Source organism: Aeromonas sp. 75A (assembly GCF_051919425.1).
Classification (GTDB): domain Bacteria; phylum Pseudomonadota; class Gammaproteobacteria; order Enterobacterales; family Aeromonadaceae; genus Aeromonas; species Aeromonas veronii.
The window spans coordinates 1,297,526-1,318,746 of sequence record NZ_JBQBES010000002.1; the positions used below are offsets into that span (position 1 = coordinate 1,297,526).

Consider the following 21,221-nt stretch of genomic DNA (forward strand, 5'->3'; position numbering starts at 1 on the left):
ATGAAATTTGCTATTGAAAAAAACTTTCCTTTCGAGTCTATAGACCGTATAGCAGAAATTGAAAGTTATCGAAAAGAGATTAACCGCCCAATATACCACATCCATAAATGGTGGGCCAAAAGACTTGGTAGCGTATTTCGCTCTATCATTTCTGGATCTCTAAGTGAAAATGACTGGCCGGATTTCTATCAAAAGCAAAATTTCAAAGGAAAAATTGTGCTTGACCCATTTATGGGATCAGGAACAACCCTAGGTGAGGCTATTAAGCTTGGCGCCAACGTTATTGGTTGTGACGTGAATCCAGTCAGTACCTTTATTGTTACCCAATCACTAACCAATGTCGATATCTCTCGACTACATCAATATTTCTCTAAAATAGAGAATGATATAAAGGACCAGATATTAGGGTATTACACGACAAAGCTACCAACAACAGGTGAAATTGTACCCGCCTTATATTATTTTTGGGTAAAGGTAGTAAAAACCCCGTCAGGGGAGGAGATCCCCTTATTTACAAGCTATGTTTTTAGCAAAAATGCCTATGCTAGTAAAAAACCAGAGTCACAAATATTATGCCCTAGTTGCGGTGACATATTAGTCGGAAAATATAACGCCACATCAGTACAGTGCTCAAGTTGCAACCATACCTTTAACCCTCAAGCTGGGCCGGTGCAAGGTGCAAATGTAACAACGAGAAATGGGATAAAATATAAGATAAAACAATTGATCTCATGCGATAACGGTGCCCCTAAACATCGACTATATGCAGTGATGGCTTTAAGCCCATCCGGTGAAAAAATATATATAAAACCCAGTGAATATGACTTCGAGTTATTAGCCTCCGCAGAGGCTGATTTCGAAAAAATAAAGAATTATTTACCACTTCCTACAATGGAAGTCAGACCAGGACATAATACAAATCAAGCTAGAGGATATAATTATAATTCCTGGTCAGATTTCTTTAGCACTCGTCAATTACTTTGTTTAGGGCTCTTGTTAAAAGAAATCCTAAAGATCGATGACAAAGTAATTAGAGACCATTTCATATGCTTGTTTAGTGGCACGCTTGAGTTTAATAACCTTTTTTGTAGTTTTAAAGGTGAGGGCACTGGAGCCGTAAGGCATTTATTTTCAAATCACATACTAAAACCGGAAAGAACTCCTTTAGAGAACACGGTTTGGGGTATTGATGGGAAAAGTAGTGGGACATTTAGCAGCCTGTTCAAAAGTCGTTTAATAAAGGCAAAAAAATATCTTGAAGAACCATTTGAGATAAAGTTATCAAGTGATGCAGAACGACTTGCATCCAACAAGGTTGTATGTAGCGACCCGATGGATATAACTTTCGTTAAAACTTTTGATGGTTTTTCTTCATGCTCAAGTAATTCCAGTGCAATGATATTAAACGGAGATAGTGCTAGCTTACCTATCCCTGATATGGTTGTCGATGCTATTATTACCGACCCACCTTACTTTGATTTTGTTCATTATAGTGAACTCAGTGATTTTTTCTATGCTTGGATTAAAAATGCTGTAAGTGTGGATTATCCATACCTAAATAGAAATGACTCATCACATGAAAATGAAGTACAAGATAAAGATAACGTTAAATTTTCAAAAAAAATAAATGCTGTATTTAGAGAGTGTTACCGGGTTCTAAAGCACGATGGTCTATTATGTTTCAGCTATCATCACTCAACTGATGATGGGTGGATGGCTATCTATGATGCTATAGTGGATGCAGGGTTTTATATTACAGCAGCGCATCCAGTAAAAGCGGAGATGTCTGTAGCTGCTCCTAAAAGTATCACTAAAGAACCAATAAATATAGACGCAATTTTAGTTTGCAAAAAGCAACAACTCCCTCCGGTAATAAATGATCCTGAAGTGGAAATTCATAGCAAAGTCCAAGGTTATCTAAACCGATTCAACAGCATAAACAGAAAAATAAGTGCTGGTGACCGTTTTGTAATAATTTGCTCACAGGTTATATCGGTTGCATCTTGTATTAAAATGAGTAATGGAGATACAAAAGAGCTTCTACATAAGTCATTAAATAAGCTTTTATAAAACTGTTAAACTGTTTTATAAAAATAGCGTACGCTCCTGATTAATGGCGGGAGCGTATGCAATCATTTTTCCATTAAATAACGAATAATATGTGACTTTGCTTTTACATTTCCATTCTCGTCATTACTTATATAATCCATAGCCATGTTTTTTCTAAGATCAAATGACATAACTTTAGCTATTGCATTTATTCTCGCCACTTCTTTATTATTTAATTCATTATGTTGTACTGTCATAGTGTCAACTTCTTGGTTATTAAAAAACCAATGGCAATTATCCTTATGGCGACTTCCTGCAACGTAACTATTTGCCCTATCCATGCCATTTGTCCAGCATACAAAAACATCGCCATCAATAGTTATGCCCTGGCTGGCATATACAGTCAATGCATAACCAAGAGAAATTGGTAGTCTTCCATCTTCATTTTTATAATCTAAGTTATTGAATGTAATGTACCGACCATCATTTAAATCCACACCAAAATCAATGCGGCCATCATTGGCTTTTACATATCTAATAGTTCCAAATGTTCCATTAGATACTTGCAGGCGATAATCATTTTTGCAGAACTTAATACGATCTCCTGCCGCAAATTTATACTTACATCTGTGCTCAGAAACTATACAATCTACCTCCACCTCATTGAGGCCGACACTCCCCTCGGCCTGAAGTATGGTACGTACTTGGTTTGAGAGTAGATTTACATCTGCCCACTTCTGGGCTAGTAGTAAGGTAGATCTCTCTGGGTTAGCAAGCCTGAACTGGTTCCAAGAATGAACCATGGAACTTTTAGTCTCGTGAGCGTTACTACAAAAATTCAGTAGACCTCTTTGTTGAAAAGCCTCAAGAGCAGCTTTCGCTTTCCCGTCGCGTAATTGCATGACTGCCTCCCGAGCCCAACTTTCACGCTGTCGCTTGATGGTTTCAATGCGGCTGCAATTTAATTGACGCGAGAGATATCTCAAACAACCACCATGTTCAATTGCATCCAATTGCTTGTCCTCACCGACGAGTATGACCTTGACGTTATTTTCGGCAGCAATATGTAACAAACTATGTAACTGCCTAGTGCCTATTTGTCCCGCTTCATCGATCACCAATACATCTGCTGTTGAAAAATTATTTCGTCCCCGTTCGCTATCGTTAAGAAGTTTGGCAACGGTAAATGATGGTATACCGGATTCCTCTTGCAAATTATCAGCCGCACGTTTCGCGATTGACGCGCCAATCACATGATGATTACTAGATTGGTACGCATGCCTTAGCACCGCCATTGTAGAGGATTTACCTGCCCCAGCCGATCCCTGCAAAATAGCTAGGTCACCATTGCAACATATATCCATTAATGCCACACGTTGTTCCTGAGTCAGCTGGTAGCCACAACTTTTTTCCTGAAGGGTGATAGCAGTCTGTAGGCTTGTTGTTGTCAATCTCAGTTTATTTCGGGTAAACAGAACTTTAGCTACGTCGACTAACTCTCTTTCTACACGCAGCATTTGCCGTGTCGTAAATAACTGGCTGTGCTTCTCATCTATTCCTATAGGGATCAACTCATCATCAGCTAATAGAGATGCAGTAAAAGTTTGAATTTCCGCTGCGGGTAAACAGAAGCACTGAAGTTTCTCGGCAACGAGCTGATAGAGATCTTGTGCTCTGAATACAGCAACTCGTTCAGTCAATGCTGCGTAAATCCCTTTGAAAAAAAGTGGTTCAACGACAGGCTTTCCGGCTAGGCGATGCCCGCTTTGGGACTCAATGTATTTAGCTGTTAAACCAAAGCCATCAAGTTCCGATTGCCACCTTTCAAGTAGTGCGGAACGCTCGACCCGTTGTTTGGTTCGACGGGTAACCAATTTTGCCCTGTCACCAATACTGCTGGCGCAGCTTGTCGCTGACGTCTGTGTCAGGCTTTCTGTGATAGCGTGCGCACGTTTAGAGAAATAGTGAGAGATAGAATCGGGAATACATGGAAGACAGAAGCTCTCCCCGTCAGGCTCAACGGCAAGCCCCAGCAAGTTTATCTGGTAAGCTAGCTCAGCACGGTATGTAGCACCAGCAGCTTTTTGCCATAGGTATAGGTCTCGGCTGATTATTGTTCCCCAACTTCCATCTGACCGAGGCGCTACATTAGCGACTAGGGCATGGGTGTGCAGTTGGGGATCGAGATCCCTTGATGTTTCATGCTCGAAAGTCGCAACAACCAGCCCATCAACTCGTTCTCGTCGTTGGCCTGCATGCTCTCTGCGCGTAAAAGCTGCATGATTTTCGAGAAACGAGATCGCTCTTTTGACAGCTACAAGCTGAGCATCACTGATTTTTTCACGTAAAGAATGGTCGGCGGCAGCCCAGACGATACTCACCGATTTGGGTGCGGAGAACGTGAGATCCCAGCCAGGCTGATGTGATTCACCTGGTACGGAACACAGCGGGGTTTTGCCATTAGGAGCAAAGCCCCGCATAATACTATTATACTCGTCCGATATATCCCTGCCCGATATTCCTAACGCAATGGCGCCTCTACCGATCCAGATCCCGACTGGCTGGTCATCTGTCAGATAATAATCCTCGTCTACGTAGTATCCAATGTGGCTAATCGCATGTACTGATAACATAAGTTAATTCCCCTTCAATCGCCCATTTCTTGTTGTTGGTGGTGTCGATGCCGGTTTTGAGCTGCGCTGAAGCAGCCAATCAGCAGCGACATGGCTTTTGGCAATCACATTCAGTTTTGGGTAGGGCCACTGAAGCCTATACACCGCATTCCAGCCGGAACTCGTGATGTAGCCAGTAACTCCTTGTGGGGTCGATTGTGGCAGGTTTACCAGATCAGATGGGGTTACGAGCCGCCAAGTTTCCTTCTGCCAGCTTGCAGTTTGCTCTTGATTCTCGGAATAGGTAGGTCGTTCGTAGATCGCTTCACCAAATGCTTTGGCCGCGTATTCGGCCACGCCACCAGTAGCGCCACAACGGAGCGCAATGATTGTCGAAAATAGGTTCAGCAGGGTGTCAGTATCATGCTCACCATATGTCTTATGTAGCTGTGAAATAGACTGAGTACCGGCCAGTGTCCGGCAGCCTTTAGATCGCCCGATGCTCATCCATTCTTTTAGACTGTCGTTTTTTGGCAGATTTCCCAGTTCATCAAGCACTAACCAGATATGTGCTGCCCCATGATCAGGTTTGGCGGTGGCAATCTTGGTCATGAGCCCGATCATCGCATTGCACAAAGGGGCGCCGACATACTTAAGTTCGGGGTGAGCTTGTACGATAATTTTCTTAATTTTTGGTTCTTTTCCGTCCAGCCAGTCTCGAATGGAAAATAGACTTTTCCCAGTATCTGCCCAAGCCTTATCTAGCGAGTACAGCCAAGCAACATCTGTCATAAGTGTCGATATGAAACCGTGAGTAGTCTTAGACTCATTTTCAACAAACCGCGATGCACGATCATAGTGCCTGTCTAATGCAGAACGGAGCGATAGTGTATCGAGTGATAGATTCTCAACTACCTGCTGCCAACCCCAATTGCTCGGCCCATTGGCACTGCTAACGGCCAGAATTCCTGCCAAAATCGCTCGTGCACCGTTTGACCACGTCGTGTCCTCAGCCCGATCAGATACCAGAATATTAGCTATTAACTCGAAATCTTCCTCAAACCGTAGGTCTTTAGATATATCCCATACTGCCGAGCGTTTATCCCAAGGTGCGATTAGAATAGTGTCAATGGGGTCATAAAAAAGCTCAGTATATTCGCGCTTTTCATCATAAATAACAGCGACATCCCCATTGCTCACGATTTGTTCTAAAACCGTCTTGATAACCACTGACTTACCGGATCCCTGTTGACCGAATACAAATAAATTCCCTTCAGCTTCCTTTTTACTGAGTGTTACATCAGGATGAACGGCAATGCCAGAGCGCTGACTATTCTTCAAACGGCGTAATTTAAGCCCTGTTTTTAAGCTTGCATTCTTATACAAAGTGGGACCATTTACTTTTATAATTTTTTTCCGACCACCTGGTTCCCACAAAATAGTTATTGTTAAAATGAACGAAAATAGCAATGAAATAGAAAATGAGCCTACCGCTGCCAGCAACATCTTGTTGCGGACATCACGTATGGCGAACGTGTTAAAGTAGTTATCAATATTAGTCCATGAATGCTGTGTTAACAGCAACCAGATACCCTTTCCAAAATAAGTTGCATGATCTGTAAAACGTCCCCAGTCGTTCGTTGGCCAGAGTAAATTTATCTGTATGACCTGCCCAACTACGACTAAAATAAAAAATAATCCTGCCATTAATCCCCATTGCTGATATCCGATGGAAGGTGGAATATGTGTTTTCATTGGATAATCTCCTTGCCTAAAGCAATGTTTACCTGTCTAGCAGCTGCTTTTCGTTCGATGCCTGAAAGACCCACCGTCGCAGCACAAATTTCGAAAGTGCTAGTTAATATGCGTTGCTCTAATTTAAAGAGCTGACGTTCTATATTCTGATACGCTTGATAGCTAGCCCATGCTTGACGTACTACATCAGCTGTTGACAATTTTTTTACTTCTGCCTCATGTACCATATCCAGATAGTCTTTCATAGTAAATCGAACGGTCACCGCTTTCTGGTTTTGCTGCTTCATAAAAAATCCCTCTCTGAAAACTTTGAAATCCCCAGTAAAATCGCTACCTTTCTTAATATTCTGCGCACATTTGAAATCCAGCGTGAAATCAGTGGCACACGGTATACGTGTTGAGCTTCACGCAATTTTTCTGTGTCATTGCATACCTGCAAGGTGCATGGGGTCTGATTTCCACCTAATTCTTTTATGACACATTCACGATATCGTGCAACAGCAACCATTGCGATAATACTATTGTGTGTAGAAAGCGAATCATGAGAGATTACAAATTCTCGACAATGAGATCTTTGCAATTTATCTATGATTAACCTAAGTACATCAGTATGACAAGTGATGTCTAATTCAACCATTGCAAGATTTTCTGCATAACAAAGTGCACCTGCAATCAAAAATGCTACTGTTTCTTCATTATCATTCGAAATACGACTTAACGAATTCCAATATTGCTCCATGAGCAGCTCAGCATAATATTGACACCGCGGGGATGAACTCATAGCGAAACCTCCATTTTGCTCCTAGATTGAATCCATTGTTCTATAACTGCCTTCTCCCAGCCGACTAGCCGAGGGCCTAACAAGACTGGATCCGGAAGAATCCCAGCCTGACGCCATCTCCACAGCGTCGTCTTGCTGACACCAAGCTCATTAGCTAGTTGTGCCGGGCGTATAATTAGTTGTAAAGCCATGATATCTCTCTTTTTGTTGTTGGTTCTCAGCTATTATCCCAGCCCCTATCATGCTTCTCGCCTGTCACAGCGTAGATAACTCTGTTGACAAAAAATGGCTCGAATCGCTATCTTCGATGCTAAGCAAATCATGGGGAGCGGGGTATGCTTGGAGACGGTTCGCTAAATGATGCAATAATGCAACTTTCAAAAAAGGTTGATGAAATAATTAATGACAGTAGCAATCTGAACAATAACCAAATTTCAGATGGCTATTTTAAAAACCATGTCCCTGTGGCAGATTTTTTTGATTCTGTTTTCATCGATCACAGAATTATTAGATTAATTGATATTATAAATAGTGAGTCAAATGAACATAATCAAACTAAAAATCCAACCCGGACTAAAAATACAAGTGTATCCATAGGTGACTTTCTCAGGAAATATAAAAGAATACAGAAAGCAAAAGATATAACCTTACGCGCAATAAAACTTTTGAAGATGCATAGATTTGATAACAGCATGTTACAAAATTGGAATGGATCTTCAGAAAAAGATTATTTAGAAGGCTTTTATATTTTGCTAGGTGATATTAAGAACTTTACAAAATCTAGCAAAAAAATAAAAAGAAAAACGTATGATTACACCCCCGACCTCTGTGCTTTTTGTTGGCGCCTTGTAAATAAAGTAGAGTTTATTGGTGACTCTAAAAGAGAGTCAGAATCACAAAAAATAGAAGAAGGACGAGTGAGAGGGCATTACTACTCAAAACATTACTGCTTTGAACATCACCCTAAAAGAAAGAACTCAAAATATCATCATGCTAAATATTCCTTGCTTTCAGCCATCAAGAAGTTAGATTATAATTTTGGTAATTTCCTTCCAGTTCCGGGAGAAAACAATGCAATTACTCCATATTTATTTTATTCAGCGACAGCTAGGTTTGTAAAAAAAATGCACATAATTAATTCTAAGGAGAATGAACATGAAGTAAGTGATTGGAGAGAGCGTGCAAACCTTATAAAAGAAACAGCCAATAAATATTATCACAATGCATTTTTACAAATACAAAATGTCAATGTTAACGATTTCAAATCATGGAAAGATTGGTTTTATGCAGTTATTCAGTCTCTAGATTCCCCCATAAAAAGCGATTATCAAAAAGTCTCGTCAGAAGAAAAAGATGCATCTACTTGGGATAGCACTTTTACTGAATGGGAAAAAAAACAAAATGCTGATGCAGTTGCCAGTGACTCTATTGGCGAGGATGTGTTATTGAATATTTTGCACCGATTTGAATGTGTAAGTAAAATAAATAGTGTTCCTCAACCTAGAGGGCCACAAAAAGGTACCGTTAAAAAAAATGATGTTCTAAGAGAAACCTTGATGCAATTAGCTAATGAAAAAATTGAAAATGGAATGAAAATCAATGGTTCTCAAATAGCCAGAGACCTTGGTATTTCTAGACAACGTGTCAGCAAACTTTTAAAAGAAATGGGAGTCCGCTGATAATATTTAACCTCAATTATTCATCACTTCTCAAATTTTAAAGGTAACTCTGCGCCAACAAAGCATAACAAGTGACTTTCCCATAGTTCCAAAGCTCGCCGCTTTTCTGGCAGGTATTCGTAGCGGTCATAATGCCTGCTGGACACATCATTAAGGGCATGATTTTGAAGGCGATCTCGTAAATCTTTGGCTATACCAAGCTCCCCCATTAGCGTCTTGCAAGTACGGCGAAAATCGCGTGGGATGAAATGTGCAATCTCGGTGCGTTTGCGGTAACGATCAATAGCTTGGCTCAGTGAGGCCATCGGCATTGATTCGCTCGGTTTGGTGGCGTGGGCAAAGATAAAGGGGCTATTCGCTGTTGCTGCTTTCTGTTCTCTAAGCACCCGCAGGGCGCTCTCAGTGAGAGGGATAAGGTGAGGGCGGCCATTCTTGGAAAGATCGGCGGTAATCGTCAGGGTCTTGGCTTGCCAGTCGATACTCGCCCAGCGTGAGGCGGCCAGCTCATAGGGGCGTTGGCCGCCAGTGAAGAAACAGAGCCGGATTAGGCTTCGCAGAGTCAAGCCCAGGCTGGTGGGCTGCTCCATATCATCGAGCAACTGGCGAACCTCTACCCACGTCAGGAAGCGCTCCCCGACACGCTCAGCGGCCTTTTGCTTGGGGATGGCTGCCACCGGATTAAGCAGCAAACCGAATTTGGCATCGTCTATGAAATTGGCGGGGTCGTTGTCATGTTTGAGGCCGTAATTAAACGCTGCCATCAGGTAACTTCGGACGCGATTAGATTGGGTATCCGCACCACGGCGGATCATGTGCGCCAGAATTATTTTTATGTCGTGCGCGGTCACGTCCTTAGCTTTGGTAGTGGGTTTTATAACTGGATAGGTCTCTTTCTCCAAGGCCAGCAGCACTGCGGCGTGAGTGCGCCTGCCGTCCTTCTTCATCTGCTCAGTGTAGCTTTTGAATAGCTGTTCAATAGTGCCTTGCTGTTCATACTCCCGCCTCTCCTGTTCCCGCTCTCTGGACTGCCGCTCCAATTCATCTTTCGGATCTAGGTCGTTTCTTATCATCTGGCTCAGTTTATCGGCTTTTTCTCGGGCAGCAGCAAGCCCCAACATCGGAAAGCTGTCAATTTGGATAAATGCCCATTTCCCTCCTCGTTTATAACGAAAAACAAACATTTTGTTCCCACTGGGGAACACTTGAACGCCCAACCTTCCTGCTCCACGGGTTCGAGTGTCGTCAAACTTGTAATACGGGGTCTTTTTCGCTGCCAGAGCAGCAATCTCATTGTGAGTTAAGGGCATCGTTGATGGCTCTTGATAAGTGCACTTACAGGTGTTGTTAAGTGTACTTATGAGTGCACTTAAGATGAACCTATAAGGTATTTCATGTTACGCTATGAAGCAATCATGTTTATATGTACATGAATTTTAATGTTTTTTATGAAATGTCTGCGCGTTGTGCAATTCTATGAAAACGTGACAATTACGACTCATAATCGATTGGTCGTGGGTTCAAGTCCCCCAGGGGCCACCAAATTGAAAAAGGCCGCTCATGATGAGCGGCCTTTTTGCATCTGCGGATCGAGCAATGTCCCGTGATAAGCTCGAGGAGGCCATAGAAAAGACCCGCCATGGGCGGGTCTGGGCAGGGTCCGGATCAGGCGCCTCACTCAGAGACAAGGAGCCTAATGCTGAGCCTCAGATTTGCTCGTTGCTGCCGCTCTGGATGGATGAGCGACGCTCGGCGGGTAGCATCCGGGTAACCAGATTGCTGCGCTGACGCCAGGAGGTGAAGACGATGGCCAGCAGGTGCAGACCAATCAGCCCCTGCAGCGCCACCACGCACCACTCATGCCACTCGTCAGCCCCCAGTTCAAATCCCGCCTCGGTATTTTGAAACCAGCCGCTGCCTGCTGTCGCCAGCACGACCAGCCAGAGCGCCCACACAGCCAGCTTGCCGCTGCCGTGATGACCCGGTGCCGGAGGCTGCCGCTCACGCATCTCGCGCGCCTGCTGGCGAAAGTCCTCACCGCTAGGAATGAGGGCACCAAGGCGGGCGTAGCCACGGGCAAAAGTGAGCCCCCAGAGCAGACGCAAGGAGACCAGCCCAATGGCGCCGTAACCCAGCCACTCGTGCCACTCCTCCCCCGCTTCGTTAACCCAGAGGTTGCCGATGCAGACCGCCGCCAAGCCCCAGTGGGTCAGGCGAACCAGCGGATCCCAGCGAAAGGGCTCACCCTTTTTGCTTGGCATATTTGTGGTACTCCTTCTTCAGGTCGTTGACCTTGGCCAGATGTTCGCGCGCCTTGGCCTCATCACCCGCCTTGAGTGCGGCCAGGCTGGCGTCCAGCTCGGCCTGTACCTCGTTCATCCCTTCAAGGAATTTCTCTTTCTTGGCGGCCGGCATGTTCTTCTGCTTGGCCACATCAAGCTGGGCCTTCATCTCGTTGATGTGCTTCTCCATGGTGGCTGCATCATCAGCCTTGACGGCCTGCTTGTAGTTGAAGCCAATCTTCTTCATCGGCTGTTCCAGATCACCCGCCACGGCAGGCAGGGTCATCAGGCCAAACATCAGGGGCAGCAGCAGGGGGCGGACGGTTTTCAACATGGGATTTCCTTATATAACGACATGCTCGAATTGTTAGGGGTACTTATGAATCCAAACAAGAATTCATCACCAGCATGATGCCATGACTCATGGTGAAACGTTTGTGAAAAATGCTGTTTTTTGTGGCAAATAGTGACAGATATGCCGCGCTTGTTTGCGCTTGGTAACTGACTGAACGGCGGTGACGCGCAGCATGAGGATGGTTGAAAGCGGTAAACAGGGACAAAAAACCCCGCCGTAGCGGGGTCTGAATCAGCTGGCCAATGGCTTGCGTCAGTTACTCCTGTTCGCGAGCAATGGCGCGCCAGCCTATATCCTTGCGGTAGAAGACGCCATCCCACTTGATGCGGCCAGCGAGCTGATAGGCACGCTGCTGGGCTTCTGCCACAGTATGGCCGAGGGCGGTTGCGCACAACACGCGGCCGCCAGCGGTCAGGCTGGTATCGCCCTCCAGGCGGGTACCGGCATGGAACACCTTCTCACCCGCCACTTCATCCACCGGCAAGCCGCTGATGGGGTGGTTGGTGCTGTAATCGCCAGGATAGCCTCCCGCCGCCAACACCACGCCGATAGCGGCGCGGGGATCATAAATGGCCTCTTTCTGATCCAGCTTGCCTGCGCAAGCGGCCAGACAGAGCTCCACCAGATCGGATTGCATCCGCAGCATGATGGGCTGGGTCTCGGGATCACCAAAGCGGCAGTTGAACTCGATCACCTTGGGATTGCCTGCGCCGTCGATCATCAGACCGGCGTAGAGGAAACCGGTGTAGACGTTGCCTTCGGCCGCCATGCCGCGCACGGTCGGCATGATCACCTGCTCCATCACGCGTCGATGTACCTCGGCGGTCACCACAGGCGCCGGGGAGTATGCCCCCATGCCGCCGGTGTTGAGGCCGGTATCACCGTCGCCAACCCGCTTGTGATCCTGACTGGTGGCCATCGGCAGCACGTGCTCGCCATCGACCATGACGATGAAGCTCGCCTCTTCACCCTCCAGAAACTCCTCAATCACCACCCGGGAGCCCGCTTCGCCAAAGGCATTGCCGGAGAGCATGTCGCGCACCGCGTCTTCCGCTTCTTGCAAGGTCATGGCGACAATCACCCCCTTGCCTGCCGCCAGACCATCGGCCTTGATGACGATGGGGGCGCCCTTCTCACGCAAGTAGGCGAGTGCTGGCTCCACTTCGGTGAAGTTCTGGTACTCGGCGGTCGGAATGGCGTGACGGGCCAGGAAATCCTTGGTGAAAGCCTTGGAGCCTTCCAGCTGGGCAGCGGCAGCGGTCGGGCCAAAGATGGGCTGACCGGCAGCGCGGAAGGCATCCACCACCCCTTTCACCAGCGGCGCTTCCGGCCCGACGATGGTGAGGCCGACCTGCTTCTCTTTGGCAAAGGCCAGCAGCCCTTCGATATCGGTCGCCTCGATGGCGACGTTCTCGACACCCGGCTCAAGCTGGGTGCCCGCATTGCCCGGCGCCACAAAAACGTGACGTACCAGTGGGGAGTGTTTGGCCTTCCAGGCCAGAGCGTGTTCGCGGCCACCGTTGCCAATGATCAGTACTTTCATCGTATCGCTCGCTTCTATTTGTGGTCACTGGACGGCCACCCGGGCCGTCAGTCAGTGGAAATAGTCAGTTGAAAAGAGACAACAAAAGGGCCGCCATCGGCAGCCCCTGACCCATCAATGACGGAAATGGCGCATGTTGGTGAAGACCATACACATACCGTGTTCGTCGGCGGCATCGATCACCTCCTGATCGCGCATCGAGCCACCCGGCTGGATCACGCAGGAGATACCGGCCTGCGCGGCAGCATCGATACCGTCGCGGAACGGGAAGAAGGCATCGGAGGCCATCACGGAGCCCGCCACGGTCAGCCCTTCGTCCGCCGCCTTGATACCGGCGATTTTGGCCGAATAAACACGGCTCATCTGGCCGGCACCGACGCCGATGGTCTGGCCATCTTTGGCGTAGACGATGGCATTGGATTTGACGAACTTGGCCACTTTCCAGCAAAACAGCAGATCCTGCAGCTCGGCCTCGGTCGGCTGGCGCTTGCTGACCACGGTCAGGTCACCCAGCGTCACCATGCCGAGATCCCGCTCCTGTACCAGCAGGCCGCCGTTGACGCGCTTGAGGTCAAACCCTTGCGCCGGAGCCGTCCACTGACCGCATTCGAGCAGACGCACGTTCTGCTTGGCGGCGACCGCATCGCGGGCCTCCTGGCTGACGCTCGGGGCGATGATCACCTCAACAAACTGGCGGGCCACGATGGCTGCCGCAGTGGCGCCATCCAGCTCACGGTTGAAGGCGATGATGCCGCCGAAGGCAGAGGTGGGGTCGGTCTGGTAAGCGCGATCGTAGGCACTCAGCAGGTCGTTACCGATGGCCACGCCGCAGGGGTTGGCATGCTTGACGATGACGCAGGCCGGCTCGTCGAACTCCTTCACACACTCCAGCGCAGCATCGGTATCGGCGATGTTGTTGTAGGAGAGCGCCTTGCCCTGCAGCTGGATAGCGCTGGAGACGGAACCCGGCGCGGCATGCTCCTCGGCATAGAAAGCGGCAGCCTGATGGCTGTTCTCGCCGTAGCGCATGTCCTGCTTCTTGATGAACTGGCTATTGAAGGTGCGCGGGAAGCGGGACTCCTCGTCACCCTCCTTGTTGTCACCGTAGGAAGGAACCATGGTGCCGAAGTAGTTGGCGATCATGCCATCGTAGGCGGCGGTGTGCTCGAATGCCGCGATGGCCAGATCGAAACGGGTCGCCAGTTTCAGGCTGTTGCCGTTGGCATCCATTTCGCGAATAACCCGATCATAGTCGGCAGCTTTGACGACGATAGCGACATCTTTATGGTTTTTGGCGGCAGAACGCACCATGGTCGGGCCGCCGATGTCGATGTTCTCGACCGCATCCGCCAGGGTGCAGCCCGCTTTGGCCACGGTGGCAGCAAAGGGGTAGAGGTTGACGACAACCATGTCGATGGGGGAGATAGCGTGTTGGGCCATGATGGCGTCATCCTGATCCCGACGGCCGAGGATGCCACCATGAACCTTGGGATGCAGGGTCTTGACCCGGCCATCCATCATTTCAGGGAAACCCGTGTAGTCGGAGACCTCTGTCACCGGCAGACCCGCCTCGCCAAGCAGCTTGGCGGTACCGCCCGTGGAGAGCAGGGCAACACCACGCTCGTTGAGTGCCTTGGCAAATTCCAGAATGCCAGTTTTGTCAGACACACTCAGCAGTGCACGGCGAATGGGTCGAGCTTGTTCCATCACACTATCGTCCTCAACATAACGGGGACCGTTCCATGGGAGGCGAGGCTCAACACAGAGAGTCCCCAAATAAATGGAAGTGGGGGATTTCGCAAACCACTCTCGCCCCAACATCCGGCAAAAGCGTTTTAAGAAATGCCCGCTTGGTGCGGCGCTCTGTTATGGGCGCGTATTCTACACAAAAAATGTGACCTGTGGTGGATTTTTTGAAACAACAAAGCCTTATTTGGCGCGGCGTTAAACGTTTTCCACTTGATTTTCTCGAAACGTTTGCACTTTCAGTGTTTTATGGGAAAAAGGGTCGCCAGGAGATGTTTATCTGCCCCTTTTATGCCCTTGGCTGGCAATCCATGGGCAAAGGGGTGATAGTGGATTCCGGTTTTTGTGGCGGCATACATTCAAGGGGAGAAAAGAGCATGTATCGGATCGGTGAACTGGCCAAGGCGTGCGGGGTCAAGGCAGATACCCTGCGTTTTTACGAGAAGAACGGGCTTATCTCACCGGGGATCCGCAACGAATCCGGCTACCGCCTCTACAGTGAACAGGACAAGCGGCGGCTGGAGTTCATCATTCGCGCCAAGTCGGTGGGATTCTCGCTGGCCGATATCAGCGAGCTGCTCGACCTCGATACCAACAAGGCCAAAGTCACCTGTCAGGAGGTGAAAGCTATGGCCGACACCAAGCTGGCCCAGGTGGAGCAGAAGATCATCGAACTGACCCGCTTTCGCGACAACCTGCACGAGCTCTCCAATATCTGCTGCGGCGGGCCGCGCTCGGCGGAGCACTGCGCCATCCTCGAGACACTGGAATCTGGCGCCCCGGCCCATCACGAGCATCACAGCCACGACTAGCATGACCCGGTTCACGGCTGACATGGTACGCCTGACTGAGCGTGCCTAGCTCAGAGTGACTGACTCGGCGTGCCCGACGCATTGCTCCGGCGGCGATTTGGTGACAAAATCGCCGCGTTTTTAACCGGTGCCAGTGCATCCGGTTGCCGGGCGCTCATCTGAACAGGCGCCCGCAGCGAAAACCGCCATCCAGACACAAGCATCAACACACCAAGAGAAAAGAAGAGGAGCCATCATGGCCAAGATCCGGATCGACCAACCCGCCCTCCCCCGTGAGGAAAATGCGCAAGGGGGCAGCTATGCCCATCAGCGCGGCGAGATAAAGGATAACCATCTGCATGCCCTGCTCTCCGATCCCCTGTTTCGCAGCCGGGTCGAGCGCAACAAGAAGGGCAAGGGGAGTTACCAGCGCAAGGCCAAATTCGGCAAGCGGTGGGAGCCCGGCCAACAGCAGATGATCCGCGTCTGCTGCTGAGCGGGTTTCTACCGACCATAAACAATCAGGGCGCCATTGGCGCCCTGATTGTTTTGACAGAAGAAGCGATTTGGCAACGCCAACTCACTGCCTCAACAGCGCGTCTCAACAGGCCACTCACTCATCCATAAACAGTTCGAGCAACACGTTGAGATAGCGATGGCCGAGAGAAGTGAGCTGCCAGCTATCCCCCAGATCCTCGATAAGCTCCTTGCTCCGGGCGATGGCGAGCACCGTCTCGACCCGCTCCAGCGGCAAGCCGGTATAGGCCTCGAACTCCGCCTTGGGGGCAGGTTCAAACAGGCGGAAGCGGTTCATAAAGTATTCGAGCGGCAGATCGTCTGCCGTCACCTGCCACTGCTCGTCCAGATAGGGACGGCTCTTGTCCAGATACCCTTTTGGATGCTTCACCTTGGCGGTGCGCAGGATCTGCTGATCCGCGAGATCGGTCACCTTGCCGTGAGCACCACAGCCGATCCCCAGATAGTCACCAAAGCGCCAGTAGTTGAGGTTGTGATGGCACTGGTAGCCCTCTTTGGCATAAGCCGAGATCTCGTACTGGCGATAACCGCTGGCGGTGAGCATGCCGTGACCCTGCTCGTAGATGTCCCACAGAGTGTCATCTTCCGGCAGTTTGGGCGGTTTGGAGGCAAAGGCAGTGTTCGGTTCTATGGTGAGCTGATACCAGGAGAGGTGCGGTGGGGCGCAGTCGATCGCCTGCTGCAGGTCATAAAGGGCATCATCCAGACTCTGATCCGGCAGACCGTGCATCAGATCCAGATTGAAGGTGGGCAACTTGATGGCGTGGGCCAGTGCGGCGGCCTTGCGCGCCTCTTCCGGGCCATGAATGCGCCCAAGCCGGGTCAGCTTCTCCTGCTGGAAGCTCTGCACCCCGATGGAGATACGGTTGATGCCGGCGCGCTGGAAACCGGCGAACTTGTCCGCCTCCACCGTGCCCGGGTTGGCCTCCATGGTGATCTCGCAATCTGCGGTGAGCACAATGCGGGCCCGTACCCCGTCCAGCAAGGCTTGCATCGCCTCCACCGTCAACAGGCTGGGGGTGCCGCCGCCGATAAAGATCGAGGAGAGCGGCCGCCCTTGTGCCCACTTCAGATCCTGATCCAGATCCTCCAGCAGGGCAGCGACATATTCTAGATGAGGCAATTCCCCCTTCTGGGCATGGGAGTTGAAGTCACAGTAAGGGCACTTCTGGACGCACCAGGGCACATGAATATAGAGAGAGAGCGGCGGCAGTTGCAGCATGGGGCTTCCAATAAAACGGGGGCTCAAGGCCCCCATTGTAGATGACTATGTGTAATTGACCGTGTGTAACCGACAAGGTGGCGAAGTGACTCAGTGCGCCGCAGCCAGCGCCGCTTTGAGCTTTGCCAGCGCCTGACCGCGATGGCTCAGCTGGTTCTTCAGCTCGGCGGGCATCTGGGCGGCGGTGCAGTCGTGATCCGGCACGAAGAATACTGGATCATAGCCAAAGCCATGTTGACCGCGCGGCTCGTCGATGATCATCCCTTCCCAGCTCGCCTGACAGATGATGGGAGTGGGATCGTCAGCGTGGCGCATATAGACCAGCACACACCAGAAGCGGGCACTCTTCAGGTACTCGGGGGCACCTTGCAGCTCGCCGAGCAGCTTCTCGATGTTGGCCTTGTCACCAGCCCCCACACCGGCAAAACGGGCGGAGTAGACGCCGGGGCGCCCTTGCAGCAGATCGACTTCCAGTCCGGAGTCATCGGCCACGGCGGGCAGACCAGTAATGCGGGCGGCGTGGCGGGCCTTGATGATGGCATTCTCGACGAAGGTGGTGCCGGTCTCATCGGCATCGGAGACCGCAAACTCGCTCTGTGGGATCACCTGGATCTTCATATCGGCCAGCATGGCGGCCAATTCCTTCACCTTTTTCTGGTTACCTGTTGCCAGGACAAGCTTGTTCATCGAGCACCTCCGCAAAAATAATCTGCGCATTCTATGCGGCGCAAGCGTTTAGTAAAAGCGTCAATTACACCCGCTGTGATGGGGTTACGGGGGATTTGCCGCCATCGAATAACCAGCTTTTTAATACATGTTTCCATAATGGAATAACCAAAGTGATTAAATACCATTTCTATTCATTACTGTGAGTCAGTAGACTCGCGCCCCAATTCATTAACCTGGCTGACTAAAGAGGTGACAGATGCCATTGATACTTTTACTCGTACTACTGGTGCTGTTCAGTCCGCTGGCTATCGACATCTACCTGCCCGCCATTCCGCAGATGGCCGAGCAGCTGGGCGCCGAAGTGACACTGATGCAGGGCACCATCACCTGGTTCCTGTTCAGCATGGGGCTGGGGCAACTGCTTGTTGGCCCGCTGGCCGATCGCTACGGTCGCAAGCCCATCGCGCTGGGCGGCGTGCTGCTCTATGGCCTGAGCGCGCTGGGGGCCGGCTTTGCCGCCAGCCTCGGCGAATTGATGCTGGCGCGAGTGCTGCAGGGCTTTGGCGCCTGCGCCACTTCGGTTGCCGCCTTCTCGGTGGTACGTGACAGCTACGGCCCGAAAAAGAGCGGCCAGATGATCTCCTATCTCAATGGCGCCATCTGTTTTATTCCTGCGCTGGCCCCCCTGCTCGGTGGCTGGCTCACCGCCAAGGCGGGCTGGTCTGCCAACTTCTGGTTTATGGCCGGTTATGCGCTCATCGTCGGCAGCTGGCTGATGTGGCGGATGCCGGAGACCCGCCCGGAGGAGACCCGCAGTGAAGGGGCCCTCATCAGCTGGTCTCGCTACAGCCCGGTGCTGCGCTCCCCCAGCTTCCTGTTCAACGCGTCCCTGTGCATGCTGGCGATGGCGGTGATCCTCGCTTATGTCACCGCCGCACCGGTGCAGCTGATGGTGAAACTGGGGCTGGACATGAGCGGCTTTAGCTACTGGTTTACCGCCAACGCCGCGCTCAACATTCTGGCCTGCTTTATGGCGCCGCGCTTTATCGCCAAGGTGGGGCCAAGACGTACCCTGCGCATCGGCCTGCTGGTGTTGATGCTCTCGGCCATCACCCTGACTTTGGCCATGCATATCGAGCACCCGCTGGCGATGATGGGGCCGGTGTTCCTCTCCAGCATCGGCTTTGCCATGATTCTGGGCTCGGCTGCCGGGATGGCGCTGGCACCGTTCGGCCACTGCGCCGGTACCGCCGCCGCTCTGCTCGGCCTGTTCCAGATGAGCGGATCCGGCGCCCTCGTTGGCTTGACTGGTGCCCTGATGCACGACCCGCTCAGCCAGCTGGCGCTGCATATGTGGCTGCTGCTGCCGCCTCTGGTGATGCTGATGACCCGACGCGGTCGCCGCTTGTGTTTGCAATAAATCCTGTGCTCTGATGGGCACACTCAGGGGGCCATCGGCCCCCTTCTCGTTTGTATCGCCTTTACAACGAATGGCCATCCGGCAGAGAGCCTGCGATGGCAACCCCACTCACTCGATGTCAGCGGAGAACTCCCGATGAGCCACACTCTCAACGCAGCCCTGGTGGGCTATGGCTTTGCAGGCAAGACCTTCCACGCCCCCTTCCTCTCCACCACGCCGGGCTTGTCCCTGAGTTGGGTGGTAAGCCGCGATGCCGCCAAGGTGCAGGCCGATCTGCCCGGCTGCCGAGTCGGTTCACTGGAGGAGGTGCTAAGCGATGAGACCGTCGATCTGGTGGTGATCGCCACCCCCAACGACACCCACGCCCCCCTCGCCCGCCAGGCGCTGCTGGCAGGCAAACATGTGGTGATCGACAAGCCCTTTGCACTGGATCTGGCAGAAGCGAAAGCACTGGTCGAACTGGCCGAAAAGCAGCAGCGACTGCTCAGCATCTTCCACAACCGCCGTTGGGACGGGGATTTCCTTACCGTGCGCCGTTTGATTGCCGAGGGGACGCTGGGACAGCTCGCCCAGTTCGAATCCCACTTCGATCGCTATCGCCCCGAGGTTCGCCAGCGCTGGCGCGAAGCGGGTGGCCCGGGTTCCGGCCTCTGGTTCGATCTCGGCCCTCACGTGCTGGATCAAGCATTGCAGCTGTTCGGCCAACCGGACTGGTTGCAGGCCGATCTGGCCGAGCAGCGCCCCGGCGCACTAGCGGACGACTACTTCCATGTGGTGCTGGGTTACGGTGCCCTGCGGGTTATTCTGCATGGCAGCTGTCTGGTCTCGGCCACCATGCCGCGTTTCATCGTCCACGGCAACCAGGGTTCGTTCGTGAAATGCGGTATGGATGTACAGGAAGACCAGCTCAAGCTGGGCAAGCGGCCACCGGCGGCGGATTGGGGCATTGATAGTGAACCCGGTCAGCTCAGCCGCATTGTCGATGGTCAGTTGCAGCAGCAGAGCGTGGTGGGTGAGGCCGGGGATTATGGCGCCTACTATCGCGGTGTCTGCGCCGCCATCAAGGGCGAGGGAAGCAACCCGGTGCCAGCAAGTGAAGCGCTGGCGGTGATGGCGCTGCTGGATCTGGCCCGTCAGAGCCACCTTGAGGGAAAACGGCTGCCCTGTCAGAAGCTGTCTGACTAAGGTGCGGGTCATCGGCCACGCTTGACCAACCTTGACCTTGTTAAACCGCCATGAGATGACAGCAAAGCGGTGTTTTATTGCGCAATCAGCACCATTTAACGGCATCTTGTATTGATATCAGTCGTTGCAGTGGAGCTTTTTATCCACGGCACGAAAAAATGTCATTGTGATATCCGTTTTCATCGGTAACTAATGGGGCTATATTGCGCCCGCCTGCTGCCTCCCGGCTTCTTGTTTCAATACCGGGCAACGGTGGGCGCTGTGATGGTTGCACAGACCATCTCTCCATCTTTTTTTGAGGGAATGCACATGAACAAAGTACTGGTAGCCGGTATCCTGGGTCTGATGTTGACTGCTTGCGGTCAGAAAGAAGAAAAAGCTGCCGCTCCTGCTGCTGCTCCGGCCGCCGAAGTTGCTGCCACTGTAGAAAAAGCCGCTAGCGAAGCCACCTCTACCGTAGAGAAGGCCACCTCCGAAGCGACTGCAACCGTAGAAAAAGCTGCTACCGAAGCCGCTACCAAGGTTGAAGCTGCAGTGAGCGATGCCAAGGCCAACTAAGCCTGCACCTCATTCGAAGACGGGTCCGAAGGCAACTTCG

At 51.0% G+C, this 21,221-nt stretch carries 19 protein-coding genes; 7 read left to right on the forward strand and 12 right to left on the reverse strand.

The features are described 5' to 3' along the window. Positions 1-2,070: a DNA methyltransferase gene (locus ACTG2T_RS05835; protein ID WP_330124865.1), complete on the forward strand. Its 2,070-nt coding sequence runs from the start codon at positions 1-3 to the stop codon at positions 2,068-2,070. Between the two features lie 62 nt (positions 2,071-2,132). Here the strand turns inward: ACTG2T_RS05835 and mobF are convergent, their stop codons facing one another. Genes mobF through ACTG2T_RS05860 form a run of 5 tightly spaced genes read right to left on the reverse strand, consistent with a single transcriptional unit; the run spans position 2,133 to position 7,388 of the window. Next, entirely contained in the window at positions 2,133-4,682 is a 2,550-nt protein-coding gene (gene mobF, locus ACTG2T_RS05840; RefSeq protein ID WP_330124866.1) for a MobF family relaxase, read from the reverse strand. 3 nt (positions 4,683-4,685) lie between these two features. After that, a complete protein-coding gene (locus ACTG2T_RS05845; protein ID WP_330124867.1) occupies positions 4,686-6,416 on the reverse strand; it encodes a type IV secretory system conjugative DNA transfer family protein in 1,731 nt (576 codons plus the stop codon). After that, complete coding sequence (locus tag ACTG2T_RS05850; RefSeq protein ID WP_330124868.1) at positions 6,413-6,703, reverse strand: hypothetical protein; 291 nt, start codon at positions 6,701-6,703, stop codon at positions 6,413-6,415. Before ACTG2T_RS05850 ends, ACTG2T_RS05845 begins: the two co-directional genes overlap by 4 nt. Continuing rightward, entirely contained in the window at positions 6,700-7,197 is a 498-nt protein-coding gene (locus ACTG2T_RS05855; RefSeq protein ID WP_330124869.1) for a hypothetical protein, read from the reverse strand. Before ACTG2T_RS05855 ends, ACTG2T_RS05850 begins: the two co-directional genes overlap by 4 nt. Beyond that, positions 7,194-7,388: a helix-turn-helix transcriptional regulator gene (locus ACTG2T_RS05860; RefSeq protein WP_439973776.1), complete on the reverse strand. Its 195-nt coding sequence runs from the start codon at positions 7,386-7,388 to the stop codon at positions 7,194-7,196. The genes ACTG2T_RS05855 and ACTG2T_RS05860 overlap by 4 nt, the downstream gene beginning before the upstream one ends. A gap of 144 nt (positions 7,389-7,532) precedes the next feature. Between ACTG2T_RS05860 and ACTG2T_RS05865 the strand changes: the two genes are divergently transcribed. Continuing rightward, entirely contained in the window at positions 7,533-8,876 is a 1,344-nt protein-coding gene (locus ACTG2T_RS05865) for a hypothetical protein (RefSeq protein ID WP_330124870.1), read from the forward strand. Positions 8,877-8,899: 23 nt separating this feature from the next. Here the strand turns inward: ACTG2T_RS05865 and ACTG2T_RS05870 are convergent, their stop codons facing one another. The 5 genes from ACTG2T_RS05870 to purH form a co-directional block, all read right to left on the reverse strand. Beyond that, positions 8,900-10,183: a tyrosine-type recombinase/integrase gene (locus ACTG2T_RS05870; protein ID WP_330124871.1), complete on the reverse strand. Its 1,284-nt coding sequence runs from the start codon at positions 10,181-10,183 to the stop codon at positions 8,900-8,902. A 396-nt stretch (positions 10,184-10,579) separates the two neighbouring features. Beyond that, entirely contained in the window at positions 10,580-11,134 is a 555-nt protein-coding gene (locus ACTG2T_RS05875; protein ID WP_058059721.1) for a cytochrome b/b6 domain-containing protein, read from the reverse strand. After that, a complete protein-coding gene (locus ACTG2T_RS05880; RefSeq protein ID WP_113740134.1) occupies positions 11,115-11,489 on the reverse strand; it encodes a cytochrome b562 in 375 nt (124 codons plus the stop codon). Before ACTG2T_RS05880 ends, ACTG2T_RS05875 begins: the two co-directional genes overlap by 20 nt. Positions 11,490-11,766: 277 nt before the next feature. Next, entirely contained in the window at positions 11,767-13,053 is a 1,287-nt protein-coding gene (purD, locus tag ACTG2T_RS05885) for a phosphoribosylamine--glycine ligase (protein ID WP_005341242.1), read from the reverse strand. A 114-nt stretch (positions 13,054-13,167) separates the two neighbouring features. Beyond that, a complete protein-coding gene (gene purH, locus ACTG2T_RS05890; RefSeq protein ID WP_113740133.1) occupies positions 13,168-14,760 on the reverse strand; it encodes a bifunctional phosphoribosylaminoimidazolecarboxamide formyltransferase/IMP cyclohydrolase in 1,593 nt (530 codons plus the stop codon). Between the two features lie 416 nt (positions 14,761-15,176). Between purH and zntR the strand changes: the two genes are divergently transcribed. Together zntR and ACTG2T_RS05900 are read left to right on the forward strand one after the other, a co-directional pair. Next, positions 15,177-15,611 carry a Zn(2+)-responsive transcriptional regulator gene (zntR, locus tag ACTG2T_RS05895; RefSeq protein ID WP_330124872.1) on the forward strand — a complete coding sequence of 145 codons (435 nt, stop codon included), beginning with the start codon at positions 15,177-15,179 and terminating at the stop codon, positions 15,609-15,611. Positions 15,612-15,846: 235 nt separating this feature from the next. Then, entirely contained in the window at positions 15,847-16,086 is a 240-nt protein-coding gene (locus ACTG2T_RS05900; RefSeq protein ID WP_330124873.1) for an alternative ribosome-rescue factor A, read from the forward strand. A gap of 117 nt (positions 16,087-16,203) precedes the next feature. Here ACTG2T_RS05900 and hemW read toward each other — a convergent pair whose 3' ends face one another. Both hemW and rdgB read right to left on the reverse strand, forming a co-directional pair. After that, positions 16,204-17,349, reverse strand: a complete 1,146-nt coding sequence (hemW, locus tag ACTG2T_RS05905) for a radical SAM family heme chaperone HemW (RefSeq protein ID WP_330124874.1) — start codon at positions 17,347-17,349, stop codon at positions 16,204-16,206. Between the two features lie 90 nt (positions 17,350-17,439). Then, positions 17,440-18,036 carry an RdgB/HAM1 family non-canonical purine NTP pyrophosphatase gene (gene rdgB, locus ACTG2T_RS05910; RefSeq protein WP_005340539.1) on the reverse strand — a complete coding sequence of 199 codons (597 nt, stop codon included), beginning with the start codon at positions 18,034-18,036 and terminating at the stop codon, positions 17,440-17,442. A 238-nt stretch (positions 18,037-18,274) separates the two neighbouring features. Here rdgB and ACTG2T_RS05915 point away from each other — a divergent pair, with 238 nt between their 5' ends. From ACTG2T_RS05915 to ACTG2T_RS05925, 3 genes are all read left to right on the forward strand, one after another. Next, positions 18,275-19,438 (forward strand): multidrug effflux MFS transporter, encoded by a 1,164-nt coding sequence (locus tag ACTG2T_RS05915; protein ID WP_076495766.1) that lies wholly within the window; start codon positions 18,275-18,277, stop codon positions 19,436-19,438. 135 nt (positions 19,439-19,573) lie between these two features. Continuing rightward, positions 19,574-20,623, forward strand: a complete 1,050-nt coding sequence (locus tag ACTG2T_RS05920) for an oxidoreductase (RefSeq protein WP_330124875.1) — start codon at positions 19,574-19,576, stop codon at positions 20,621-20,623. Between the two features lie 309 nt (positions 20,624-20,932). Then, on the forward strand, positions 20,933-21,181 hold the full coding sequence (locus tag ACTG2T_RS05925) for a hypothetical protein (RefSeq protein ID WP_005340533.1): 249 nt from the start codon (positions 20,933-20,935) through the stop codon (positions 21,179-21,181). Positions 21,182-21,221 lie beyond the last annotated feature (40 nt).